Origin of the sequence: uncultured Caballeronia sp., from assembly GCF_964243625.1 — a bacterium.
GTDB lineage: Bacteria > Pseudomonadota > Gammaproteobacteria > Burkholderiales > Burkholderiaceae > Caballeronia.
The window spans coordinates 1-25424 of sequence record NZ_CAXTGZ010000018.1 but is presented as its reverse complement, the minus strand read 5'-3'; the positions used below and the strand labels follow the sequence as shown (position 1 = coordinate 25424).

The 25424-nt window shown below is 60.9% G+C and carries 24 protein-coding genes; 11 read left to right on the top strand and 13 right to left on the bottom strand.

The window, feature by feature from the left end; all coding sequences use genetic code 11:
• The first annotated feature begins 215 nt into the window (after positions 1 to 215).
• The 3 genes from ACFFAR_RS02470 to ACFFAR_RS02460 all read left to right on the top strand — a co-directional run bounded on the left by ACFFAR_RS02470 (position 216) and on the right by ACFFAR_RS02460 (position 2465).
• A complete protein-coding gene (locus ACFFAR_RS02470; RefSeq protein ID WP_174362183.1) occupies positions 216 to 434 on the top strand; it encodes a hypothetical protein in 219 nt (72 codons plus the stop codon).
• A 38-nt stretch (positions 435 to 472) separates the two neighbouring features.
• Positions 473 to 733, top strand: a complete 261-nt coding sequence (locus ACFFAR_RS02465) for a hypothetical protein (protein ID WP_062170313.1) — start codon at positions 473 to 475, stop codon at positions 731 to 733.
• 199 nt (positions 734 to 932) lie between these two features.
• Positions 933 to 2465: an efflux transporter outer membrane subunit gene (locus tag ACFFAR_RS02460; protein WP_174362182.1), complete on the top strand. Its 1533-nt coding sequence runs from the start codon at positions 933 to 935 to the stop codon at positions 2463 to 2465.
• Here ACFFAR_RS02460 and gspN read toward each other — a convergent pair whose 3' ends face one another.
• From gspN to gspD, 12 genes are all read right to left on the bottom strand, one after another.
• Positions 2466 to 3257: a type II secretion system protein N gene (gene gspN / locus ACFFAR_RS02455; RefSeq protein WP_086380842.1), complete on the bottom strand. Its 792-nt coding sequence runs from the start codon at positions 3255 to 3257 to the stop codon at positions 2466 to 2468. It lies immediately after the preceding gene.
• Entirely contained in the window at positions 3254 to 3757 is a 504-nt protein-coding gene (gene gspM / locus ACFFAR_RS02450) for a type II secretion system protein GspM (protein ID WP_062168492.1), read from the bottom strand. Before gspM ends, gspN begins: the two co-directional genes overlap by 4 nt.
• A complete protein-coding gene (gene gspL / locus ACFFAR_RS02445) occupies positions 3754 to 5061 on the bottom strand; it encodes a type II secretion system protein GspL (protein ID WP_062168491.1) in 1308 nt (435 codons plus the stop codon). The genes gspM and gspL overlap by 4 nt, the downstream gene beginning before the upstream one ends.
• A 64-nt stretch (positions 5062 to 5125) precedes the next feature.
• On the bottom strand, positions 5126 to 6232 hold the full coding sequence (gene gspK, locus ACFFAR_RS02440) for a type II secretion system minor pseudopilin GspK (protein ID WP_236873378.1): 1107 nt from the start codon (positions 6230 to 6232) through the stop codon (positions 5126 to 5128).
• Positions 6233 to 6234: 2 nt separating this feature from the next.
• Positions 6235 to 6939 (bottom strand): prepilin-type N-terminal cleavage/methylation domain-containing protein, encoded by a 705-nt coding sequence (locus tag ACFFAR_RS02435; protein WP_174362181.1) that lies wholly within the window; start codon positions 6937 to 6939, stop codon positions 6235 to 6237.
• Positions 6917 to 7312, bottom strand: a complete 396-nt coding sequence (gene gspI / locus ACFFAR_RS02430) for a type II secretion system minor pseudopilin GspI (protein WP_174362180.1) — start codon at positions 7310 to 7312, stop codon at positions 6917 to 6919. The genes ACFFAR_RS02435 and gspI overlap by 23 nt, the downstream gene beginning before the upstream one ends.
• On the bottom strand, positions 7312 to 7794 hold the full coding sequence (locus ACFFAR_RS02425) for a GspH/FimT family pseudopilin (protein WP_062170311.1): 483 nt from the start codon (positions 7792 to 7794) through the stop codon (positions 7312 to 7314). The genes gspI and ACFFAR_RS02425 overlap by 1 nt, the downstream gene beginning before the upstream one ends.
• A 68-nt stretch (positions 7795 to 7862) precedes the next feature.
• A complete protein-coding gene (gene gspG, locus ACFFAR_RS02420) occupies positions 7863 to 8336 on the bottom strand; it encodes a type II secretion system major pseudopilin GspG (protein ID WP_056358946.1) in 474 nt (157 codons plus the stop codon).
• 190 nt (positions 8337 to 8526) lie between these two features.
• On the bottom strand, positions 8527 to 8940 hold the full coding sequence (locus ACFFAR_RS02415; protein WP_056358771.1) for a type II secretion system protein N: 414 nt from the start codon (positions 8938 to 8940) through the stop codon (positions 8527 to 8529).
• Positions 8941 to 8953: 13 nt separating this feature from the next.
• Complete coding sequence (gene gspF / locus ACFFAR_RS02410; protein ID WP_062168486.1) at positions 8954 to 10171, bottom strand: type II secretion system inner membrane protein GspF; 1218 nt, start codon at positions 10169 to 10171, stop codon at positions 8954 to 8956.
• 6 nt (positions 10172 to 10177) lie between these two features.
• Positions 10178 to 11665: a type II secretion system ATPase GspE gene (gspE, locus tag ACFFAR_RS02405; RefSeq protein ID WP_062168485.1), complete on the bottom strand. Its 1488-nt coding sequence runs from the start codon at positions 11663 to 11665 to the stop codon at positions 10178 to 10180.
• Positions 11662 to 14106 carry a type II secretion system secretin GspD gene (gene gspD, locus ACFFAR_RS02400; protein ID WP_119024624.1) on the bottom strand — a complete coding sequence of 815 codons (2445 nt, stop codon included), beginning with the start codon at positions 14104 to 14106 and terminating at the stop codon, positions 11662 to 11664. Before gspD ends, gspE begins: the two co-directional genes overlap by 4 nt.
• A gap of 684 nt (positions 14107 to 14790) precedes the next feature.
• Here gspD and ACFFAR_RS02395 point away from each other — a divergent pair.
• Positions 14791 to 15237: a transglycosylase SLT domain-containing protein gene (locus tag ACFFAR_RS02395; RefSeq protein WP_174362184.1), complete on the top strand. Its 447-nt coding sequence runs from the start codon at positions 14791 to 14793 to the stop codon at positions 15235 to 15237.
• 180 nt (positions 15238 to 15417) lie between these two features.
• Positions 15418 to 16575, top strand: coding sequence for a GTP-binding protein (locus ACFFAR_RS02390; protein ID WP_174362179.1), 1158 nt, complete (start codon positions 15418 to 15420; stop codon positions 16573 to 16575).
• A 100-nt stretch (positions 16576 to 16675) separates the two neighbouring features.
• On the opposite strand, the gene ACFFAR_RS02385 is transcribed toward ACFFAR_RS02390, so the two are convergent.
• A complete protein-coding gene (locus tag ACFFAR_RS02385; RefSeq protein ID WP_031364544.1) occupies positions 16676 to 16954 on the bottom strand; it encodes an HU family DNA-binding protein in 279 nt (92 codons plus the stop codon).
• A gap of 459 nt (positions 16955 to 17413) precedes the next feature.
• On the opposite strand from ACFFAR_RS02385, the gene mnmC reads away from it, so the two are divergent.
• From mnmC to ACFFAR_RS02355, 6 genes are all read left to right on the top strand, one after another.
• Entirely contained in the window at positions 17414 to 19228 is a 1815-nt protein-coding gene (gene mnmC / locus ACFFAR_RS02380; protein WP_174362178.1) for a bifunctional tRNA (5-methylaminomethyl-2-thiouridine)(34)-methyltransferase MnmD/FAD-dependent 5-carboxymethylaminomethyl-2-thiouridine(34) oxidoreductase MnmC, read from the top strand.
• 698 nt (positions 19229 to 19926) lie between these two features.
• Entirely contained in the window at positions 19927 to 21129 is a 1203-nt protein-coding gene (locus tag ACFFAR_RS02375; protein WP_062168481.1) for a cation:proton antiporter, read from the top strand.
• 77 nt (positions 21130 to 21206) lie between these two features.
• A complete protein-coding gene (locus tag ACFFAR_RS02370) occupies positions 21207 to 22322 on the top strand; it encodes a YbdK family carboxylate-amine ligase (protein WP_062168480.1) in 1116 nt (371 codons plus the stop codon).
• Positions 22323 to 23042: 720 nt separating this feature from the next.
• Positions 23043 to 23687 (top strand): MarR family winged helix-turn-helix transcriptional regulator, encoded by a 645-nt coding sequence (locus ACFFAR_RS02365; RefSeq protein WP_062168479.1) that lies wholly within the window; start codon positions 23043 to 23045, stop codon positions 23685 to 23687.
• A gap of 261 nt (positions 23688 to 23948) precedes the next feature.
• Positions 23949 to 24668 carry a glutamine amidotransferase gene (locus ACFFAR_RS02360; RefSeq protein WP_062168478.1) on the top strand — a complete coding sequence of 240 codons (720 nt, stop codon included), beginning with the start codon at positions 23949 to 23951 and terminating at the stop codon, positions 24666 to 24668.
• Between the two features lie 16 nt (positions 24669 to 24684).
• Positions 24685 to 25392 (top strand): MOSC domain-containing protein, encoded by a 708-nt coding sequence (locus ACFFAR_RS02355; RefSeq protein ID WP_062168477.1) that lies wholly within the window; start codon positions 24685 to 24687, stop codon positions 25390 to 25392.
• Positions 25393 to 25424 lie beyond the last annotated feature (32 nt).

Below are 25424 nucleotides of genomic sequence, written 5' to 3'. Positions count from 1 at the left end.
GGCCAGAGCCAGACGCCTGAATAACCTGAAGCAACTCCAGAGAAACAGGGCCGCGTTCGAAAAAGGAACGCGGCTTTTTTACATTTGACTTGCCCAAACGCCCCCAGGACAACCCTATAGGCTCGATAGCCAAAACACTTGCATAGGCATACTTTCGTCCGAAGGCGGTTTTTCCCGATTCGCCGGCCGATCAATGCGAAACAAAGTGACTCAACATGAGCACGAAGTTCCACAAACTCGGCCAACCGCGCGGCAACAAGGGTTATCTCCCTTATGGTCCGCAGTCTCGCCCGCTGCCCGGGCGCCAGGACGGAAAAACAACATCGAAAAATATCGCAGCTATCCGTCTTGAAAATCGATTGCATAGTCAATATTATTATAAGCACCGAGTTACGCGCCAAGGCGCCACCCGAGACTATGTTCTGACCGATTGAAAGCATCGAAAAAATTCGATGCGCATATGGATTTACCGATGAACCGCGCTGCCCAAACTACCCGCCTCCTCGGCCGACGCTTCGGCCAGTCAGTCAGCTCTGCACTGCTGCACATCCTTCCGCCGAACCTGAGTTCGTGGAAACTCGCGCTCTACGTGATCGTGTTTTTGCTGCCGGGCGGATCGTTTGTCGTATTGGGTGCGGCGTGGTTCGAAAATCGACAGATGCGCAAGTCTGCGAAGCCGGCGGCAACCGTCGCCAAGCCCCTGCTGTGCAGTCCGAAGCGCTGCGACGCTTGAAGCAAGCGCATCACTGCGCGGCGTAACGGCTCGTAACTGAATCCGCGACACGCGTAAACCCAGTTTCCTTTCAAGCCGTTACCCTTACGTCTGCCCAAATGCGCGCCTTGCGCGCGCATTCAGTTACCATTTCGGACCCGTTTCGCCTGGCGCCATTGCCTTGCCGGAACGCGCAGCCTCCGACAGGAATCCAGAGCAGATGCCGTACACCCGAATCCCCGTGTTTTATCGACGATCCGCGCTTGTCGTGGTGTTGGCGCTTGCCGGCTGTGCCGTCGGGCCGAATTACAAACGCCCCGACGCTGCCATTCCCGCCGCCTACAAGGAGGCGCCCGAAGGCTGGAAGGTTGCGCAACCGGCTGACCGTATCGACCGTGGGAACTGGTGGACCGTTTTCAACGACGCGCAACTCAACGACCTCGAAGGCCGGCTGAATACGTCGAACCAGACGATCGAGCAGTTCGCGGCGACGTATCGGCAGGCGCGCGCGCTGGTTTCGGAGGCGCGGTCCGCGTACTTCCCGACTGTGGGGTTATCGGCGTCGGGGACACGCTCTGGTTCCGGCAATCGGTCCACGAACTCGCAGTTCTCCAGCAGCGGCGTGAGCAATGCATTCAACCTCGGGCTGGATGCATCTTGGGAACCGGATCTTTGGGGCACGGTCAGCCGCACGGTGAACGCTCAGCGTGCCGGCGAGCAAAGTGCCGCCGCCGACCTTGCGAACGCACGGCTCTCGGCGCAGGCCACGCTGGCACAAACGTATTTCCAGTTGCGTTCGCTCGACGCGCAGCAAAAGCTCCTCGACGATACCGTCGCCGCCTATCAACGCACCTTGCAGCTCACGCAGAACCAGTACGCGCAAGGCACGATCGCGCGCTCGGACGTGATCCAGGCGCAGACGCAATTGCAATCAGCGCAGGCGGCGGCCATTGATAACGGCGTTTCGCGCGCCCAGTTCGAACATGCAATCGCGGTGCTGGTCGGCGAACCGGCATCGACGTTCAGCATTGCCGCATCTCCGCTCGATGCAACCCCGCCCGTGATTCCGTCCGATCTGCCATCGTCCATTCTGGAGCGGCGGCCGGACATCGCCTCGGCCGAGCGCAAGGCTGCGGCAGCGAACGAGCAGATTGGCGTGGAAATCGCGGCGTTTTTCCCGACGTTGACGCTGTCGGCATCGGGCGGATTCCAGAGTTCCGTGCTCTCGCAGTTGCTGCGCGCGCCGTCGCAGTTCTGGACGCTCGGGCCGAGCATCGCAGCCACGCTCTTCGATGGCGGCCTGCGGGCCGCTCGCACGGAAGCTGCGCGTGCGGCTTATGACGCGTCTGTCGCGTCTTATCGCCTGGCGGTGCTGACAGCGTTCCAGGACGTCGAGGACAACCTCGCGTCCATTCGCATTCTCGCCAACGAGATCGTGGTTCAGCAGCAGGCGGTGGCGTCGGCGCAGCAGGCGCTGGATATCGTGACGAACCAGTACAAGTCAGGCACGGTCGGATTCATCAACGTGCTCACTGCGCAGACCACGGCGTTCACCGCCCAGCAGAAGCTCGCGAGTATCGCGGGTCAGCGGATGGTATCGTCGGTCGGGTTGATCAAGGCGCTGGGCGGCGGATGGGAAACCGCGCAGATGAACGAGGAAACGGGGACTTCTGCGGCGCCCGCCGCGGCCGCCAGTTCCACGCAGGATTCAAGCGCAGGGCCTAATACCGGTTCGGTTCTGGCCAAGCAGTAATCAAGGCGCGCCTGACCGGTTCAACGTCAGCTCGACGGTATCCGGGCCGGTATGGCGGCCAAGCAGGTTCAGAAGTCCTGCCAGGTTCTCGCGCGCTTCCGGCGCCGATGTCGCCACGCCGCTGAACGTGCTAGAGCCCTGCGCTACCGCCCCCTGCCCGGTCAGCATCAACGGCCCGCGCGTCGTTGTCAGGTTGATCGTGCCCGCCTGTCCTTCCGCTTGAAACACCACGCGATACGACCCGAGCGGCTTCACGCGCGAGACACGTGACGACATGTCGTCCAGCGTCACGATCACCTGCCCATAGGTGTTGCGTCCCAGCACGCGCCAGTCGGTCCACGTCAGACGCACGTTGCCGTCCGGATCGAGTGTATTGAACGGTGCCCCAAGACCGCTGAGCAAACTCGCCGGCACCGCGATGGAGCCGGACGAAAGCGTCGACTGTTTCGGGCTTGCATCGACGAGAACCGGGTCCGGCATCGCATCCGTCTGGCCCATTTGCATGCGCACGTGCCCGGTGAACAACGGCCAGAAAGCGGTACGCCATTCAATGCGCCCCGGCAGCAAGGTCGCGCCTTCGCCGCCGCCGCCGGTTGCGAGCATCAACGTGGCCGAGCCTTTCCAGAGCGAACCGGCCGGGTCGACCAGATTGACGTGACCGCCCGTGTTCTTGCCGAACTGCGGCACGATCCACGCGGCCGGCAGCATGACCAACAACGTGACGATCACCGATGCGACCGCCACCGCCAACCACGGCCAGGCAGCGAGAAGCCGTCGTGTTCCGTAGTTCATTGTCCCTGGGCCGGTTGCAGCGATGCCGTCAGATCCACCTGGCCATCGGGTTTTTGCGCCGTGATGTGCGCCTCGTTGACCTGCACCTTGTATTGCTTGCGGACATCGTCGAGCCAGACGGTCCACTCGGGGAACGACACGTTCTTCAACTGGAACTGCACGGCCGAACCGACGACCTGAACTTGCGTCGCGGGCATGTTGTTGTCGGCGAGGGACTTGGTCAGCGCATCGCGCAGCGCGCCGCCCGTCGGCGTGACGCCTTGCGCGCTGCCGGTCAGCGAACGCGCTTCATTGGCCTGCGCCGTCATTTGCGCGAGCTGGGCCTGCATGCGCGGCAGCGATTCACGCAAGCGCGCGCGGCCTTCATACGCGGGCGCCCACAACACGAGATACACAATGACGATAGCCAGCGCAGCGCCGCCCCACATCAGGATGGTCTTTTCGCGCTGGGTCCGGGCGGACCAGAACTCGTTTGCGGTATCGGTGATTGCCTGTTTCATTGGCCGCTCCTGACGGACCACTTGCCCGTGTTGGTGTCGATCGCGCCCGTTAGTCCGTTCGCAACCAGACGCCGTTGCAAACCAGGATCGACCTTGGTTTCAGGCTTGAAGGTCACGTCGAGCTTCCTGTCGTGGTAATCCAGCGCCGCGATGCCGTTCACCGGAATGGGCCCGAGCGCGCGTGCGAATGAATCGGCGATGGACAGGAAATCCGACGGCGACAATTGTCCCGACGCCAGCCGCAGCCGGTCGAGCTGACGCGCCATCTGGTCGGGTGCATCGAGCACGACGGTGGTTTTCGGGAACGTGTTCAGCAGCAGCTCGGTCATCTGCGCATTGATCGCGTCGCGTTGGCGCGCGAGCTGGATCCACTGGATGTTGATCCCGATCATCGACACGATCAGCGCCCCGGCCAGCAGCGCCACCGGTACCTTCAGGCGCCGCATGGTCGCGCGGTCGAGCCGCCACGGCTGCGCGGCAAACTCGAACTGGCACAGGTCGAAGCGGTTGGTGAGCGCGTTGCGCGCGAGGATTTCGAACGGCAGCGGTTCTGCGCCGGGAATGGCCGCGCGGGAAGAAACCGATGCAAGCCGCGGCTCCGCGCCGGGTACATCGCGCAAGGTATAGAGCGTCATGGGCTGCGCGCCGGCGAGTGCGCCGAGCGTGGTCGTGACGGCATCGGCGGGAATTGCGAGGCCTTCGCCCAGCGCCGCGTGTTCGCCGCGCGCTATCGCGATCTCCACGCGTGGCGCGGCGTTCGGCGGCAGCGTCAGCGCATCGCCGCCAAGCAACGCGGGCGCGGTCGGGATCACCTCGCCCAGCACGCCCGCGACGAACGGATTCGGCACGTCGGGATCGCTTTCGTGCAGCGGCAGGCAGCGCATCGCGGGCACGGCTTTCACATTCCGATGCCCGCCGTTCGCGAACGCTTCCATCAGGAAGCGGAACCAGCCGCGGTCGATGACCGCCATCACGCGCCGTCCGCTTGCAAGCGCAACAGGATCGACGGCGATGTGGCACGTCTGCGGATCCTGGATCAGTTGATCCTCGACCACGTTCGGCAATGCCTGGCGCAAACGCGGCCCTTTCAGCGGCGGCAGCAGCGCGGCGGTCAGCAACAAGTCGCGCGCGGCGACGATCAGCACCGTCGCGCTCGCACGCGGCAAGAGCCCGAGCGCTGCACGGCCGGCGCGTTGTGTGACGTTGCGCTTGTCCAGCAGCAAAAACGGCAGCTCCGGCAAATTCCATTCTTCGGAGCGCACCGCCGGATCGCGCGGCGGCAGTAGGACGATCAATGTGCTCAAAGGCCGCTCTCTTCTCTTCGGGTATTGGTGTTTAGCGTTTCAAAGTGATTCACTGTACTTCGCATCAAAGCTGGTCGCGCACATAAACGATACGCGTCGTATGCGTCGCCGGATCCCGATACAGCAGGGTGGTCCGGTCCACTTCCGCGCGCTCGTGCTCCACGCGGCCGTGGATCAGGAAATACTTCGTCGTCACGTCCATCTGGTTCATATCGATGCCGTCCGTCTTCACGCCCGCGCCGGTCAGCGCGAGCTGCACGTTGCCGACATCGTGGAAAAACACGGTCTCGCGCCGCGCCACGAACGCCTGCGCCTGCGAGAGCGACATGCCTGGCACCGTCGCCGCGACCACTTCGGCGGTTGCGGTATTCATGTTCACCGACGTCGTGGTCGGCAGCACCGTCACGAACGGCCGCAATTTATCGACGATTTCCGGTGAAAAACCCGGGACGTCCATCAGCGATTCCACGTTGATCATCTGCAGCGGCGCGACCGGTGCGTTGCTGTCGGCGTCAGCCAGGCCGGGATCATCGGTGAAATTGCCGCCACCCGTGCCACCACCCGCCGCGAGTCCCTGGACCGCCGCCTGCTGCGACGCGGCCGCGGTCGTGCCTTGTGTCTGAAACCGCGTCGCCGACTGCGCCAGCCCGGCGCGCAACTGCAGCGCCACGGTTTTCGCAAGCGACCCGTTGAGCCCAAGCAGCGTCAACAAACGCTGAAACGACTGGATCTCTTCCACGTTGATGGTCAGCAAACCCGGCGTTGGCGTCGACACGAGATTGCGCAGGTTGAATTTGGCCTGCGCATCTTCAATCGATCCCGACAGATACGTCGATGCCCCCTGCTGCGCCCGCACTTCGCCAATCTGCCCGAGAAAGTCGGACAAGCGCGTTTTCGCGATCGGCACGCCCCACACGCCGCCGAGATACGTGACGGTCGGCGCGGTATCGGCTTCCGAACGCAGGATCAGGCGCGTCCAGTCGAGCGCGCTGCGCGAGATCCATTGCGCCTGGGAAAGCAGCCGCTGGTTTTCGATACGACGAATCTGCACTTCCTGCCGCCACAACAACCCGGACACGATGATCGCCGACAACGCCACCACCAGCAGCGCGCTAATGATCGCAACGCCTTTCTCCTTGCGGGTTGTCCGGATGCGTGAAGCGCGTTTCATGGTCATTCCCCGATCAGGAAAACGCGCGTGATCGGCGCCGCAAGATTGTGCGCGCCGACCGCAATCTGAATGCCCGTCACGGCACGCGGCAGGGGTGCGTTGCCGAGTTGCGGCACTTTCAGGTTGTTGTCGTTTTGCACGATCTGCGAGGTCACGTCCGCCATCCTCATCGTCCAGCCTGTTTTGGGCACGTATGCGCGCGTGGCGAAGGTCGTGACGCCGGCCATCAACGGAATCGAAGACCAGCCGTCGGCACCATCTCCCGCCGATAAAGCCCGCCGCACTTCGCCAATATTTCCAAGCGGCGGCGATGCAAACCGCACGACCAAACCATTGCTCAGCCGGTAACGGATCACTTGCAAACGCGGCGCCGCGCCTGCTCCATACACACCGCGCACGATCTGCAGGGAATTGCCGCCAATCGCGACTGCCGCTTGTCCGGCTTCGTCGTCGGTTGCAGCCTGGCGCGCATCGATGCGCATCTGGTCGAACAGTTGCTGCACCACGCGCTCGTCTTCCATCGCGTTCGTGATGGTCGTGCGACCGCGCATGATCTGGTCGAGACCGCGCCACGACAGCACCGCGATCACCGCAAGGATCGCGATTGCGACCAGCATCTCGATCAGCGTAAAGCCACGCGCGCCACGTGGGCCACGTGGGCCACGTGCCCCACGATCCTGCCGCTTAGAGCGAACGATTGGTTTCATTCGCCACCACCATGACCATTTGCGCGAGATTGCCGGGCCGGCCGGGCGATGTGACGAACACTTCCACTTTCCTGAAAATCGGATTCGGCGTGGACGTCACGCGATCGGTGCACGTCAATCTGAGATTTCCCTGCGAACAATCGAACGTCTTCGTGCCGATATCCGGCCACGAATGCGTCAGCCGCAACTGCGCAAGTTCGTTGTCGGCGCTCCATCCGGCGAGCAAGCGGTTGTGCAGGTCGGCCTCGCCGGTTGCAAGAGAACCTACTGCCCTGAGCGACGCCGCCAGCGCCACCGCGATGATCGCCAGCGCAACGAGCACCTCGATCATCGTGAAACCGCGTGCGCGCCCGGTTCGTAAAAGCTTCGCCATCAGCGCACCCGATACCGGCCGTTGCCCGTACCCACGATCGTCGCCCGTCCGACTGCGGAGACGATGGTCACTTCCATGGGGGTATCGATGGCTTCCGTGCCGAACACCAGCCTGTTTGTTACCTGATCCGAGCCCAGATACTGGATCGTCACGCCGGTCACGCCGCCTTCCCAGCGGCGCGGCCGCAGCAAGTCGTCGCGCAACGGACGCCAGCCGTCTTCGGTCCGGACATCGAAACGAAAACCGCCGTCGAGCGGCTGCCATGCAATCGGCCGCGCGCGCACTTGCGCCTCGTCGCCCGCCGATTCGAACAGCAGCGCGAGCCGCTGCGCTTCCTCGTTCAGATCGGTGCGTGGATTGCGCGTGAGCTGCAGCGAAGCAAGCGACACCAGCAACCCTGCGATAACCAGCACCACCAGCATTTCCAGCAACGTGAAGCCAGCTTGCGGCCGCGCCTTCGCCGCGCGCTGCGGCTTAAACAAGGCTGAACGATACGGCTCGTGCTGCTGGTTCACGTCGGTTACTTCTATGAAAGTTGCTTAAAAGTGGCTCATTGCCACGAGCCGACATCGGCGTCGTTGCCTTCGCCGCCCGGCTTGTTGTCCGCGCCGTAGCTGAACACGTCCACTTCGCCGTGCACGCCCGGGTTCAGATATTGATACTGCGCGCCCCACGGGTCGTTCGGGAGGCGTTCCAGATAACCACCGTCCTTCCAGTTGTTCGGGATCGGATCGTTGGTCGGTTTCTCGATCAGCGCGCGCAAGCCCTGCTCTTGCGTGGGATAACGGCCGTTATCCAGCCTGTACAGCTTCATGGCCTGCATGATCGTGCCGATATCCTGCTTCGCCGCCACCCGCCGCGCCTCGTCCGGACGGCTCATGATCTTCGGCACGATCAGCGCCGCGAGAATCCCGAGAATGGCGATCACCACCATGATTTCGATCAGCGTAAAACCGCGCTGCCGTTTCTTCTGCGTGCCTTGCGCCGTCTGGAGTGCGTCGCGGCGCTTCATCAACATTTGCATGACTTGATCTTCCTTTCCAATTTGATGTCGTTCACGGCGCTCGCGTGTCAGGTAGCCGCACCGTTGAGTTCACTGTCTGTCCGCCGCCAACGCGCGGTTGTTGCGGGCAGGAAAGCATTCTATAGGTCTGGCGTAAGGTGATTCCGCTTCAACGCCCGCCCTCGTTCGCTCCCTTTGATCCCGCGCGGTATCAGCGCACATAAATCGTCGGTCCCGGCGCATTCGGCGGCAGGAAGACTTCGGAGAGCGCGCCTTTTCTGTCGATGATGATCGAGCGCGCCCGCACTTCCTTGATCGTCACGCCCTGGGTAAGCGGACCGCCGAGCGAAATGGCCTTTGCCGGCTCGCCGCCATAACTGACGATAGCCGCCGCGCCGTGCTGCAGCGAAAGAATCCCGAACAGATGCACGTCCTGGTTTTCCTGACGCTTCAACTGGCCGCCGAACAAGGTGGCCGCAAGTTCAGTGGATGGCGCGCGCCCTGCCGCCGCCGCCGGCAATGGCGCACTTTGATGCGATGTCAGCGTGACGATCCACCAGGTCAGCGTCGCGCAAAAAACAGCGAGCGCGACGAGCGTAAGAAGGCGGGTTTGGAGGGCGTTCATAGGGTCGACTTCTTCACTGCACCAGATTATTCAATTCGATGATCGGCAACATCACCGCCAGCACGATCACGAGTACGACGCCGCCCATCGCGAGGATCAGGAGCGGTTCCAGCAGGCTTGTCAGGAACATCGTGCGGCGTTCGAGTTCGCGTGCTTCACCTTCGGACGCGCGGTCGAGCATGGTCGTGACATCGCCGGTTGCTTCGCCGGAACGGATCAGATGGACCAGCACCGGTGGAAACGTCTTCGTGTTGCCGAGCGCGCGCGACAACGACGTGCCTTCACGTACCCGGATGATCGCGTCTTCCACGTTTTCGCTCATTGCGCGGTTGCTCAGCGTTTCGCCGGCGGCCTGCAGTGCACGCAGGATCGGCACGCCGGCCGCCGTCAGGATGGCGAGCGTGCTGGCAAAACGCACGGTGTTATAACCGCGCACCAGCTTGCCGAGCAGCGGCGCAGTCAGGAGCCATCGGTCGAACGCCATGCGTGGTCCGGGCCGGGCAAGCAACTGCTTGATGAACCAGCTAATTGCGATCACGCCGATCAACATGGCCCACCAGTAATTCCGGACGAAACCGGAAAGCGCCATCATCGCGATGGTCAAGAACGGCAGCGACTGCTTCGTGCTTGCGAACACGTTCACCACTTGCGGCACGACGTAGCTCAGCAAGAACGTCACGATCCCGAACGCGATCAACGTGACGATCGCCGGATACGTGAACGCGAGCACGATCTTCTGCTTGAGCGCATTACGCTGTTCGATGTAATCCGCGAGCCGCGACAACACGAGGCCGAGCTTGCCGGTATGTTCGCCGGCGGCCACGAGCGCCCGATAAATCTCCGGGAAGTCGCGCGGATGTTCGGCGAGCGCATTGGCAAACGAATGGCCGCCGAGCACTTCGGCGCGGATCGCGGCCATCAGTTCGCGGATGTAATCGCGCTCCGATTGCTCCGTCAGGACCGACAGCGTCTCGCCGAGCGGCAATCCCGCGATCAGCAAGCTGGCGAGTTGCCGCGTGAGAATGGCCTGCTCGCGCTGCGACAAACGTTTTCCCAGCGAAAGACGCTGCTTGCGCTCACCGCGCGTACGCGACCCCGCCGCTTCCACGACGAGCGGCGTCAACCCTTGCGTGCGCAACTGGCTGCGCGCGGAGCGGGCGCTGTCGGCATCGAGTACGCCTGTTTGCGACTTGCCCGCCTGATCGATAGCTTCAAAACGAAACGCCGGCATGGATGTCTAATCTCCGCCCGTCACGCGCAGCACTTCTTCCAGCGAAGTCGCGCCAGTCGCCAACCATCGGTTCCCGTCTTCACGCAGCGTGCGCATGCCATTTTCGCGACCGGCCGTCAAAATTTCGGCATCCGATGCATTGCGGTGAATCAGCGCACGGATCGCATCGTCCAGCAGCAGCAGTTCGTACACGCCGCGACGTCCTGCATATCCCGAGTTGCCGCATTTATCGCAGCCGACCGCATGCCAGTGCATATGGCCGTTTTCGGTACGCTGTTCCTTGCACACCGGACACAACTGGCGCACGAGCCGCTGCGCCAGAACGCCAAGCAGCGACGACGCCAGCAAATACGGTTCGACGCCCATATCGGTGAGACGTGTCACCGCCGATGCCGCGTCGTTCGTGTGCAGCGTCGCGAGCACGAGGTGACCCGTGAGCGATGCCTGCACCGCAATCTGCGCCGTCTCCAGATCGCGGATTTCGCCGATCATGATGATGTCCGGGTCCTGCCGCAAAATGGACCGCAACGCACGCGCGAAGGTCATGCCGATGCGCTCGTTCACCTGCGTCTGGCCGATCCCGCCCAGGTCGTACTCGATAGGATCTTCCACCGTCATGATGTTTGTGGTCGCCGTCTCGAGCCGCGACATGGCGGCGTAAAGCGTGGTTGTCTTGCCGGAACCGGTCGGTCCCGTTACGAGCACGATGCCGTGCGGACGGCCGATCAGCTTGTCGAAGTGCACCAGCGTATCGCGCGCCATGCCGAGCGTTTCGAGGTTCAGGCGTTGCGCGTCTTTTTCCAGCAGACGCAGCACCGCGCGTTCGCCGTGACCGGTCGGCAAGGTGGATACGCGCACGTCGACTGGACGGCCGCCCACGCGCAACGTGATCCGCCCGTCTTGCGGCAAGCGTTTTTCGGCAATGTCCAGTTGCGCCATGATCTTGATCCGCGAGATCAGCGCGCCATGCAGTGCTTTCTTCGGGCGCACGACGTCGCGCAAGGTGCCATCGACGCGAAAACGCACGACGGACGACGTCTCGAACGGTTCAATATGAATATCCGATGCCTGTTCGCGCGCCGCCTGCGTCAGCAGCGCGTTGATCATGCGGATGATCGGCGCGTCGTCTTCCGACTCGAGCAAATCCTCGATCTCGGGAATGTCCTGCATCAACCGCGACAGATCGACTTCGCCTTCCACTTCGCCAACGACCTGCGCCGCGCTACCGTCGTTGCGCGCGTAGGCCGAGTTGATCGCCGCCGAAAGCTCGTCCACCGGCAAACGCACGATCGACACAGCGCCGAAGTTTCGCGCGACTTCGGCGAGTGCGGCGTCGCTGGTTTTATCGCTGATCCATACCTCGATGCTGTCCGCGTGCTGGTGCGCGACGAGGATCTGCCCCGTGCGCGCGAACGCGTACGGAATCAGCCGGGCCGCAAGCGGCGACGGAACACTCGTGGCGACATTCGATGCGGACAGGTTCAACGTACTCACGGCTTGGCTCCTGCGTCGCCATTGAGCGGCACGCCCGGCGCCGGATTGTTGTTCGGCACAGCGTAGTTGTTCACGTTCGCGGGCTGTTGCGGCTGCGGCGGCTGTTGATACGGCTGTTGTTGCCCCTGGTATTGCGGTTGCCCCTGATATTGCTGCTCGAGCGGCTGCTGCTGGCCTTTTGGCGGCGCCGCTTGCGGCAAGGTCGCGCTGCCGCCTTGCGACGGCGATCGCGTCATGTTGTTCCAGTCGAACAGGTTCTTCGACGGCACGCCGCCCTGACTCGGACCAATCGGTGCCGGCGGCAGGACAGGAACATCGCGATCCTTCTCAATGCGGTTATCGGAGATCGAGTTGTACTGTTGCTGACGCAGGTTGTCGTAACGATCGTTCGAAATCTGCGAGCTCGTAGCCTGGTCGCGCACGATCACCGGACGCAGGAACACCATCAGGTTCGTTTTTGTCCGCGTCTTCTGCTCGCTGCGGAACAACTGCCCGATCCATGGAATGTCGCCAAGCAACGGAATCTTGCTGTTGCTCGTGTTGTACTGATCCTGCATCAAGCCGCCCAGCACGACGATCTCGCCGTCATCGGCAAGAATGGTCGACTGGATGGAACGCGTATTGATGGTCACGCCGCCGGGATTGTTGGTCGTGGTGGTATCGACGCTGGAATCTTCCTGATAAAGCTGGAGCTTCAGGATGCCGTCCTGCGTGATCTGCGGCTTCACGTGCAGCGTCACGCCTACATCGCGTCGATCGAACGTGTTGAACGCGGACACCGACGTGCCCGTGTTCGCCGTCGGCGTGGCGTACGAACCGGTCACGACCGGAACGTTCTGGCCGACCACGATTTTCGCTTCCTCGTTGTCGAGCGTGATGAGGTTAGGCGTGGAAAGAATGTTCGCATCCGCCGATGTCGACAGCGCCTGCAGCAAACCGCCAAGGCCGAAGAAGTTGCCGAACTTGTGCAACAAGCCGATGTTCAAGCCCTGCGAAAGCAGCCCGGTCTGTCCTGCCAGCGCTGATGGATTGCTGCCGGCGGCGTACGCGGCGGCGGTCAGGTCGACAATGTTGCTCGTTCCCGTGCCGAAGCTCGTACCGCCGTATACGCCGTTGTTTCCGCTGTTCGAAAGCAGCGCGCCCTGCCACTGAATCCCGAGGTTTGCGCCCGTCGTGGCGGAAAGCTCCACGATCAGCGCTTCAATATAGACCTGCGGACGGCGTGCATCGAGTTGGTCGATCACTGCGCGCAAGTTGCGATACACCGGGTCCGACGCCGTGATGATCAGCGAGTTCGTGGATGTATCGGCCTGGATCATGCCGTTGCCGGGCTGATCGTTGCTGCTGCTGTCGTTATTGTTGTTGCCAAAACCTTTGTCGCTGCTCTGACCGCCGCCGCCCATCGGGTTGCTGCTCGATGCCGAGCTGCTGCCGCCCAGGCCGCCCGGCAACGGCGGCAAGCCGTTCGTGCCGGTTGACGAGCTGGAACCGCTGTTCTGTCCGAACGATCCGCCAGAGTTGCTCGACGACCCCGATCCCGACGAAGATGACGACGAGCTGTCGCCGCCCTTGCCCATCATTGCGCGCAAGGTTTTCGCAAGCCGCGTGGCGTCCGCGTTGCGCAGCGTCACCACATGCATGTTGCCGGGCTGCGTGGTCGCGGAATCGAGCTTGCGCGCAAGCGTCTTCGCGGCCTCGAGCCGGGCGCTGCTGGAGGCGCGCAGCAACAGCGAGTTCGTGCGTGAGTCGGCGGTGACGGTGACTTTCAGCGTGGCGTCGGTGCTGCCGATCGAACCGGGATCCAGCAGCTTGCTCATCTGCTCGGCGACATCGAGCGCGTTTGCATTCTTCAGCGTGACGACGTCGACCTGACGGCCCGCCGCTGTATCGATACCCGCGATGATGCTGCCGATACGCCGCACGTTGTCGGCGTAATCGGTCACGACCAGCGTGTTGTTCGCCGGATAAGCGGCGATAGTGTTGTTCGGCGAGATCAGCGGCCGCAACACCGGCAACACGTTGTTGGCCGATTCGTTATGCAGTTCGAAGACCTGCGTGATGACCTGGTCGCCCCGCGCGGTCGGCGCGTTGCCAATGTAAGTCGGGACGCCCTGCAGCTTGGCATCGGCTTCCGGCACGACCTTCAGTACTCCGTGATCCTGCACGAGCGCGAAGCCCTGCATCCGCAATGCGGACTGCAGCGTCTTCAAGGCCTGGTCCTCCGGTACCGGATTCTCCGAGACCAGGTTCAACTGCCCTTTGACCCGAGGGTCGACGATGATCGTTTTTCCCGTCGCGGCGCCGATCGCTCTCGCGACCTGATCGATATCCGCATTGACGAAATTAAGTGTCACTTGTGCGTGCGCGAGTTGCGTAGTGACAAGACCAGCCACCAGCAAGGCCGTCGCCGCGCGACGCAATGCAATACGTTTTCTTCTCATGGAGTGTGATGTCTAGACCTGCTGATAACGTTGCGTCCGGCCCACCGCTTTTAGCGTCAATTCGACACTTTTACCGCCACGATGATCCGATGCGAACGTTTCCAGGGCCGGTGCCCGGGCAATGCCATATCCCAAAAACGTGAACCATAGCAGCTTTTGATGTCGGTTTTGTCACAAAAGCACTATCGATTGGCTGACGACACGTAATTCTCAAAAACACCTGAAGGATCAAACAGTTCCATCGGATGAAAGTAAATTTTCCTCAATCTTTCTGTCGCTTTTTTGTCATCCTTACTGCCACAAGGGCTTAAGAATCGTCATATTTTTGCCGCTTCCCTTATTTAGGCGATGAGTTGCAGTCTAAGCCGCCTATAAAGCAAAGATCACATGAAACCTTTGCTTGCAAAAAAATTTGACGTTCTTGGCGTCGTTCGGCTGGCGTATGTCGGATGGCCGAATTTAAAACGCAATAGTCTGCCGGTATGATACGGGCGGAACGGCGTGACGGATGCGCTTCGTGCGGGTGGGTTTTCCCGTGTTTTCAGTACCTTACCTAGTGTTACTCCGCCTTACCCAGCTTTGCCGGGCGCCCGCGACGTTGTCTTGCGAGCCTTGCAAAACAAAAACGGCGTGCAAATGCGTATCGATATTTCGCATGCTGTTGATTGAGTGGAACTGACGATGATGAAACTTGTGTTGCAATTTCTTGCGCTTGGATTTGCCGGCCTGCTTGTGGCCGCGCCTGCGCACGCGGACTGCTTTGACGAAGCCGCCAAGTACCAGAAAGTGAACCCGTTGATCCTGCGGGCGATTGCATGGCAGGAGTCGCACAACAAGCCGGACGCCATGAACAAAAACGCGAACGGTTCGATTGATTACGGTCTGATGCAGATCAACTCCATTCACCTGGGCCAGCTCGCGCAGTACGGCATCTCGACCACGACGCTGATGGAACCATGCAAATCGGTGTATGTAGCGGCGTGGCATTTGCGCCAGAAGATGAACAAGTATGGCAATACGTGGCAGGCAGTTGGCGCTTACCACTCGGAAACGCCAACGTTGCGTGATCAGTATTCAAAAGACATCATCGCCATTCTTGGCAAGTGGAAACTACTGACCGCATCGCGCTAGGTCTTCTGAATTTCCTTTTCAGTTCAATCATATTTCATCGCGTGGCGCGGCATTCCAGCCGCGTTTGATGCACAATTCCACGTTCCAGCTCGCCCTCTGAACAGGCGATTTTCTTGAAAGCGCCCCGCGTCGTTTGCGGCCGCGCGCGCGAATTCGCGCCTTTCTTTCGATGCCACCGCGATGAATCAACCCTTGCCAGTCACCGTGCTTGCCGGCTTGCCAGGCGCAGGCAAGACTACGCTCGTCAGCCACTTGCTCTCCGCTGGCGCCGATCACGGCGGTTCGCGCATCGCGGTGGTATCGGGCGAAACCGGTGGTCTTTCGAATGAGATCGCGCGCGTCGCGGCTGAACATCGATTCGATGCAATCGTGGTCGAAGCATCGGGTCACGACGATCCGCAGAACATCGCTGAAAACCTCGTCTTCGATAACGACATCGCCCGTCTCGACACCGTCGTGACCGTGGTCGACGCGCAAAACTTCCAGCGCGATTTCGCATCGACGGACGTGCTCGGCCACGATGACGAAGGCGATCGCACAGTGGTGGAAACGCTCGTCGCTCAGATCGAATTCTGCGATGTGATCGTGATCAACAAGACGGACCTCATGGGTGCGCCTGCGTTGACCGAGCTGCGCGACACGCTGCACGCGCTCAACCCGCGCGCCATGTTGATCGATGCGCAGTTCGGCGTCGTGCCGTTGAAAGACGTGGTGAATACCGACCGTTTCGACTTCGACGCAACATCGAGCGCGCCCGGCTGGCTCGAAATGTTGAACGCGGAGCCGGACGCCACGCCGCTGGTTCCCGAAAATGAGTCCGGTATCAGCGGCTTTGTGTATCGGGCGCGGCGGCCGTTTCATCCTGAACGGCTCTGGTCGCTATTGCACCGGGAATGGACCGGCGTATTGCGGTCGAAAGGCTTCTTCTGGCTCGCAACGCGCAGCGATATCGGCGGATCGCTTTCGCAAGCCGGCAGCGCGCTGCGGCATGGTCCCGCGGGCATGTGGTGGGCTGCTCAGGATCGCAGCGAATGGCCGACTGGCGACGCCGAACTCGAAGCCGAGATCGCGGCCGACTGGTTTGGCGACGCGGACGACATGAGCATTGGCGACCGGCGTCAGGAACTGGCTATGATCGGCACGGCGCTGGATGAAACGCACTGGCGCAGCGCCTTCGACGCCTGCCTGCTCACTGATTCAGAATGGTCGCAAGGCGCAGAGGCGTGGGCTGCATTCGGCGATCCGTTTCCATCGTGGGAAATGGACGATGACGATCATGAGCACGACCACGACCACGGCGATGACTGCGATTGCGGCGCCCACGGACATGACCACTGACCACCACAAAGCACGAGACGAAAAAAAACCCGCCGGCGACTGATGCCCGTACGGGTTACGTGCGCTGAACTACGGTTCAGCGCGGACAATCGGCTACGACTTACCGCTTGTTCACTGCGTCCTTGAATGCCTTGCCAGCCGTGAACTTGACGGTCTTGGCGGCCGGAATCTTAATGGATTCGCCGGTCTTCGGGTTACGGCCGGTGCGCGCTGCGCGCTTGCCCGAACCGAAGCTTCCGAAGCCAATCAACTGCACGGCGTCGCCCTTCGAGACAGCCTTCTTGACCACTTCGAGCAACGTGTCCAGCGTTTCGCCGGTTTGAGCCTTGCTGGCGCCGGTCTGAGCGGCCACGGCGTCGATCAGTTCCTGTTTATTCATTAAGGTTCCTTTATCAGTTTAGGTTGACACGAACAGCGCGAACGCGCCGATTATACGTGCGCGGGCCTTGCAGTCGAGTACTGGCGCGGGTTCAGCTCCCTGACCCGCTGTTCCGGCAAACCCTCAACCTTCGACAGCCCGGCCACCTCCGTACTCGGCGGTTGTTATCATAACGCAGCGCAAACCCAATCAGGACAAGGGTTTCGAAGATTTACGCATGATCCGGCAGGGGCGCAAACCTTTGCTTTGAATTTGCACCTGCAAGCAATCATTTTGCTCAGCGCCAGCCAGACGTCGTTGGTTTTTGCCAACGGTTATATAAATGTTCATCTGGATTGAACGCAAAGCCTTGCCCCTATTGGCTTCCCGGGGCGCGAACAGACATCCCGGAGCCCGTGAAATGGGTCGATTTGCGAGTGTTCCACGGTTCATCTTATTAGCTGGGTTTCAAACAATTGCATGAACGATACAGCGCGTAACGCGCCCCTTTTCCACGACCGTTCGCGCTGGGCCGGACGTCGGAATTTCACGATATTTGAGACGCTGTTCGATGCCGGCCGGCGGTTTATCGATACGTGGAGCACGTGGCGCGACGATCCGCAGCGCTGCGAGCGGCTGCATTTCGTGGCGCTTGTGGAAATGGAATCGATGAATGCGCTTGGCATTTTCACCGACCACCCGGCCCTGTCCCAGCTTCTGACCGATAACTGGCCTATGCCGGTGGCCGGTATTCATCGGCTGGAATTTGACGATGGGCGCGTCGTGCTGACCCTCGCCGCGGGCGATGCAGAAAGCGTGCTGCCGAAGTTATGGATGCGCGCGGATTCGTTCTATCTGCATAGCGGCGCGTTCGGCGAGAAGCTGCCGTTTATTGCCAAGGCGTTGGCGCGCATTTCCGGCGATCAGGCCACGCTTTATGCCGATTCCAATCCGCAACTGGCACGCGCGTTGAACGACGCGGGCTTCACAATCGATGAAACCTCCCAGCATGTGACCGCGCGCTTCGCGCCGCGCTGGCGCGTGCGGCGGCATGAACCGCCGGTCGCCCTTGCCTCGACTGAGCATGAGGACTCGCGCCACGCGATGGTGATCGGCGCCGGGCTGGGCGGCTGCGCGATCACTGAGCGGCTGGCATCGCGTGGATGGCGGATCACGCTGATCGACCGGCATGAAAGCCCCGCCCGCGATGCGTCCGGCAACCCAGCCGGTGTGTTCCACCCGATCGTCTGGCGCGACGACAGCGTTGCCGCCCGTGTCACGCGCGCTGGATTCCTCTATGCATTGCATCGATGGTCAGTGCTCGAACAACACGGCCATGACCTCAAGCGCAGCCACGCCGGCCTTTTGCAGATCGCCGATTCCGCGGAGGACGCGGGCGCCATCGCGGCTGCGATCACGCGCTTCGGATTGCCGCCCACCTACGTCCGCGCGGTCGATGAACACGACGCCTCACATCTCGCCGGCCAGCCGGTAGCGCGCGCAGGATGGTTTTTCCCTCGCGGCGGCTGGATTTCGCCGGCCGCCGTGTGCGCGGCGCAATGCGCTGTCGCGGGCGACCGGCTTACATCGCGGTTCGATACGGATGTCGGACGGATCGAACACAAAAACGGCTTATGGACGGCCTTCGATACAACCGGCCGGTTTATCGCCGAAGCGCCGGTTGTGATCCTCGCGAACGCCGGTGACGCACAACGTCTGGCGGGCCTCCACGGCCAGTCGACGCGCGGCGTGCGCGGACAGCTCACGCTCCTGGAGCGCAGCCCGCTCGACGGTCTGCGTGTGCCTATCGTCGGCGATGGCTACGCCGTGCCGCTCGATCAGCACACCACGCTCACAGGTGCGACCTACGATATCGACGATACCAACCCGCTTGTCGAGCCCTCGGGTCATATCGAAAATCTGGAACGCGTGGCCAGGATGCTGCCGGCGTTGAACGGGTTCGCACCAGACCCTGTCTCGTTAAATGGCCGCGTTGCATTCCGCTCGGTCACCAGCGATCGCATGCCGATGATCGGTTCTCTCGCCGATGAACCCGCCGCCCGCTCGGACGCCGCCCGTCTTTCGGGTGCGTGGCCGCTCGACCTGCCGCGCAAGCCGGGCCTGTATGGCGCGTTTGCCTTCGGGTCGCGCGGCCTGATCTGGTCCGCGCTCGCCGCCGAACTGATCGCGGCGCAACTGGAAGGCGAACCCTGGCCGGTCGAGCGTGAACTCGCCGATTCCGTCGACCCCGCACGATTCCTTCTACGCGCATTGCGACAAGGCGAATCTACTTAACTCAGCGATGAAAACCTTTTCCACTGCACCCTGTGGATAAGTCGTCGAATTTCACGCGAATGGGCTGTGTACTCGCTGTGGGCGTAAACGGGACAACTTGGCCGGCAGCCAAATTGCGCAAAAGTTGTTCGGAGTTGGCCCTTTGGCGCGCACACCTTCACGGCGCGCTTGTGCGCTCTGCAAGCAGCTGTTAACAATGACGAAAACAGGGTTATCCACAGAAGAGCGCCGTCCTTGTTAACTACTACTACGTATATATAAACAAAACTTGTAAACCTTAAAACAGACGTCATCGGCAGCGCAGAAAGTGGGAAAACACCCGTTTCGACAATCCAGCATCGCGATTTCACGGTAGGAATTTCCTTAAGTGCAAAAGCGGAAATTCATTGTTACCGCTTCAGTTCGACGCTCGCCGGGCATGCGCAGTCGAGGCCAAGAGCTATGGCACAATCGCCGTTCTTTCGTTTAGCCGCTTCGCCGGCACGTCGCTTGGCGGGATCGCGCCAACGCGCGCAGCGGTCACCCACGCTGTGAACTCAGCAGCCGGGCCATTTGACCCACGTGTCGGACCGGCCATACGTAACAACAAACGCAACGACTCGCGGTCCGGGAACTGGTTGCGCATCAGGTAGCGCACGCCGCGACGAAACGTCCCTTTACCGCCCATCCGCACTAGCTGCGAAGGAGAATTCCTCACGATGAAGTCGGCCTTTTCATTCCTACCCGTCTGGCCGCTCACACCCGATGCCATTTTCTGGGCCGGGCTCGCGCTCCTGGCGGCTGGCCTCTGTGGCGAATTGTTATGGCGCGCCTGGCGTTTGCCGCGGATTACCGGATATGCCGTCATCGGTCTGATTGCGGGAAATGCGGGTTTTGGTGTTATCGATGGCAGTTCTGCGGGTCTTTCGCGACCTTTGCTCGATGTAGCGCTCGGCCTGCTCTTGTTCGAACTCGGCAGCCGGCTCGATTTGCGCTGGATTCGCCGTAATCCGTATCTGATCTTGTCGAGCATTGCTGAAAGCACGCTGACATTTGGCTTCGTCCTGATTGCGCTGACGCTGTGCAAAGTACCGATAATGCCGTCCATCGTGGTCGCGGCAATCGCCATGGCGACTTCACCGGCAATGGTGATCCAGCTTCGCACCGAGTTGCGCGCCGAAGGTCAGGTCACGCAGCGCCTCCTGACGCTGACTGCGCTCAACAGCATGTACGCCGTGGTCGTCGAAAAGCTCGCGGCCGGCGTGCTGCACCAGGAGATCTACGGCAATACGCTTGCGACCATCGTGCAGCCGCTTTATTTGCTGCTCGGTTCACTCGTGCTTGCGCTCGGTCTCGCACTTGCGTGCAACCTGTTGTACCGACGGCTGAACACCAACGACGAACATTCTTTCGTCGCGTTGTTCGGCCTCGTGCTGCTGGCGATTGCGATCGCGCACATCTTCAAGCTGTCGACCATTCTTGCGCTGCTGGCGGCCGGCATCATCGTGAAGAATTCGAATGAGCGGCCGCAGCTCTGGCCAACGCACTTCGGCACGGCCGGCTGGCTGCTCACCGTGATCCTGTTTGCTTTGACGCTCACCGCGTTCGAATGGCGCGATATCGCGCTTGGTGGCGTGGCGGCGCTGGCGCTTATCGTGGCGCGGTTCATCGGCAAGCTGGCCGGCGTGCTGATCTTCGCGAAACCCAGCGGGCTGAACTGGAAGCAGGGCGCGGCGCTCGGCGTGGCGCTCACGCCCATGTCGGCGCTCGCCTATCTTCTCGTCGACGATATGTACGTTCTGTATCCCGATTACGACCCGACCCTGCGCGCGATCGTGATGTGTTCGATCGTCATACTGCAGATCGTGACGCCGTTTCTGGTGTACCGAAGCTTGTCGGCGGTCGGCGAGCGGCGCGAGTAAGTGAGTTTGTGAACAAGTCGCTGCAATAAATCGCTGGCGTAGTTGCTTTAACAAGGCTTTGTCAATCAAGAGGCACCATGTCACTCGAACCTTTCATCAATTCGGAGCCGTTCACGTTCGGCGTCGAACTCGAGATCCAGGTTGTCAACACGCACGATTACGACCTGACCAAGGCCGCGTCCGACCTGATGCGTCTCGTCAAGGACGAAAAAATTCCTGGCAGCATCACGCCGGAGATCACGGAAAGCATGATCGAGTTGTCCACGGGCATCTGTACGACGCATGAACAGGCCGTAACCGACCTCCACAAGATCCGCGACACGCTCGTGGCCGCTGCTGACCACCTGAATGTCGGGCTGTGTGGCGGTGGCACGCACGCCTTCCAGCAGTGGAGCGACCGCCAGATCTTCGATACCCCGCGCTTTCAGTACCTTTCCGAGCTCTACGGTTATCTGGCGAAGCAGTTCACCGTGTTCGGTCAGCATGTGCACATTGGCTGCCCGGACCCGGACAGCGCGCTGTTCCTGCTGCACTCCATGTCGCGCTACATTCCGCATTTCATTGCATTGTCGGCTTCGTCGCCGTATGTGCAGGGCGTCGATACCGGCTTTCATTCCGCACGCCTGAACTCCGTGTTTGCGTTTCCGCTGTCGGGCCGCGCGCCGTTCACGCTGACCTGGGACAGCTTCGAGGAATATTTCTCGAAGATGGTCAGCACCGGCGTGGTCAACAGCATGAAGGATTTCTACTGGGATATCCGGCCGAAGCCGGGTTTCGGAACCATCGAAGTGCGTGTGATGGATACGCCTTTGTCGGTGGATCGCGCGGCGGCGATTGCGTGCTATATCCAGACGCTCGCGCGATATCTGCTGCTCGACAAGCCGTTGACGTTGAAAGAAGACGATTACCTCGTCTACACGTTCAACCGGTTCGAGGCGTGCCGCTTTGGCCTGGAAGGCAGTTGCATCGATCCGCAGTCGGGCGAACGGCGCACGATCGCGGAAGACATCCTCGCCACGCTTGATCTCATTGCGCCTCACGCCGATGCCCTTGGTTCAAACGAAGCGCTGCGCCAGGTCGGCGATATCGCGCGCAGCAACATGAACGACGCGACCTGGCTACGCGGTGTTTTCGACCGCGAACGTTCGCTGCACGAAGCTGTTCGTCAGCAATGCCTGCAGTGGCGGGAATGAAGGAGATCCGCAAGGAAGCATCAAAACTCCTGTACGAACCCGCTGACCGGCGGGTTTTTTTTCGTCGATATGATTTGCGGCAAATAATCACATTCAGACAATCTTCAAGCCGATAACCCGTCTCTAAGGTTTACCGTCACGAAGTCGTATACATACGTAATAGTAGTTAACAAGCAACGCCCTTTTTCTGTGGACAACCGTCAAAAACGTCGATTACTCAACAGTTTGGAGTGCGCATAACCATAAGGCGAAAGCTTGCGCGGGCGCGGGGAACACGGGATAACACACGAGACGTTTTTCACGGACGCGGGGTTATCAAGAATCGGCGCACATCGGATAATGCGGTTATCCACTGCCTTATCCACACGCTTTCGTGAATAAGTAAGGTGTACGTTTGTTCCGCCTCGCTTAGAATGTCGTTTGCCGAGGCTGGCTTACCGGGGGGTTGTAGTAAGCCGGTGAAAATAAAGAGAGCGCGCGACTTGGCAAATTAGGCGGCGCAAAGAAACACAAAGCATGATCCGGACGACGAACGAGTAGCATCGCGTGGTTCGTCCGAATTTTGAGACGGTTGTAGATAAGTTAGGATTCGCCGGTTGGACTAGCCGGCGATCGAGCCAGCAGCGGCTTGGGCAAAACGAGCGGGGTCTGACGTTTTGCCGGTGTTCAAAGCTGCTGCCGAACATCAGATAAGCATCAAGAAAGACGAAGCGAACGACTATGAGCGAAGGCGTATACGGAGAGCAGGCTACAGGGCGGGTGACCCACGGCTTGCTGCGGTTGAGCACGGCAATGCGCAGCCAGGCATGGGAATGGGCCGAGGGTGCGGGACTCACGCCGACCCAGGGTGAGATCCTGGTGCTGCTGATGCAGCGGCGCGGGCCGATGCGGCTTGGCGAGATCGCGCGGGAAACCGCGCTGACCGCCGCCACCACCAGCGACGCTGTCAGCACGCTGGAAAGCAAGGGCCTGGTCGAAAAGCGCCGTGCGCTCGATGACGGCCGTGCGCTTGCCGTGCGCCTGACCGCGCGCGGACGGACTGCTGCAAAGAAGGCGCTGGTGTGGCCGGAGTTCCTGACGAAGGCTGTCGGCACGCTGAAAGCCGATGAACAGACGCAGTTGTACCGGAGCTTGCTCAAGACCATTCGACAGCTCGAAGTCGTGCAGCAGATTCCGCCGCACCGCATGTGTTTGAGCTGCACGCATCTTGAAGCGAGCAAGAACCCCAAGAAGACGCCGCATCACTGCAACTTGCTGAACATCGACATGGGCGACACCGACCTGCGTCTCGATTGTTCGGTGTATGAAGAAGGCGATCTTGCCAAGCAGAAGAAGAACTGGAAGATTTTCGCGCAGGTTGCGTAATCATTCCGGACGGACGTCCTTTCTCGGGCGTCCTGCTTGATCAGACCAGTTCGATAAGACGGCTCTCGTTCGCGAGCCGTCTTTTGTCGTTTGTCTCCCGCCTAATCCTCGGCATCGGGCGCGAAGCAATCGAGTCTCGGTTAGACTATTTCGACGCGCTGATCGAAGTGCTCAACGCCCGACCCTGTTTTTTCCGTACGTGCGCCGCGCTGGCCACGCCCCTTCTGTTCCCGCTTGCCGGCTTATCTTGGATGACCGCCGATGAAACGTGAAGTCCTGGCGATACGCCACGTCTATTTCGAAGATCTCGGCAGTCTGGAACTGGTGCTGGGCGATCGCGGGCAGCTCGTGCGATATCTCGATGTCGGCCGCGCCCGTATCGAGGCGCCTGATCCGCTCGATACATCGTTGATGGTCGTGCTGGGCGGTCCCATCGGCGCATACGACGACAGGCTGTTCCCCCATCTGAACCCATTGCTGGCGATGCTGAAGAAGCGCATTGAGGCGGGGTTGCCCACAATCGGCATTTGTCTGGGTGCGCAGTTGATTGCTCGCGCACTGGGCGCGAAGGTCTACCCGGCGGCGCAAAAAGAGCTGGGCTGGAAGCCGCTCACATTGACCGATGCCGGCCGTGCATCCGCGTTGCGTCATTTCGAGGTAAACAGCGAGTCCACGCCGGTTCTTCACTGGCACGGCGACACGTTCGATCTGCCGGAAGGTGCGACGTTGCTGGCATCGACGGATGTCTGCGTGAACCAGGCATTCAGTTGGGGCGATCACGTCCTTGGTTTGCAATGTCATCCGGAGGTGCTTGTGGACCGGTTCGAAAGCTGGCTTGTCGCGTACCCGGGCGAGGTGGCGGAAAGCGGCACTGACGTAATCACCCTTCGCGCCGATACAGTGCGCCACGGTCCCGCGCTTGAAAGTGCGGCACGCAAGATGTTTGGTGAATGGCTCGACAGATTCGAGTCCGCCAGATAAAGCAGGGAGCTCACGAATGAATCCAGTTATCGATGCCGTGCTTGCAGGCAAGGTTGCGCCGCTGGGTGCGCATGGCAAGCGCAGTGCAATCCACAAGATAGCGTTAGCGGTGCGAACCCACGTAGGCGAGACCGGCCTTGAAGGTGATCACCAGTACGAGCGCAAGCATCATGGGGGTCCGGAAAAAGCGCTGCATCACTACAGCCGCGATCATTACGCCGCGTGGCGTGAAGAATGGCCGGAGACATCGGCGGGCTTGATGCGCTTCGATACGCCGGGTGCATTCGGCGAAAACATATCTACCAGCGGTTTGAATGAAGCAGATGTATGCGTGGGCGATGTGTATCGGTTTGGTACGGTGATTGTGCAGGTATCGCAGCCGCGCCAGCCGTGCTGGAAGTTGAACCTGCATTTTTCCCGCGATGACATGTCGAGACGCGTGCAGGACACGCGCCGAACGGGCTGGTACTACCGGGTACTTGAACCGGGCGAAGTATCGGCAGGTGACGTGGTGGAGCGACTGGCCCGACCGCACGCCGACTGGAGTATTGAGCGATTACTGCGTGTGTTCTATGTAGACCGTGATGACAGGGAGGCATTGGAAGAGATGTCGACCCTTGAGGCGTTGACGCCGTCGTGGCGGAGTACGGCGGCGAAGCGTTTGGAGAGTGGCAAAACAGAATCCTGGTCGATGCGCCTGAACACCCCCGCAGGCGCAAAGTAAAGAAGGTTTCCGAGTTGACTGCCACAGGCACT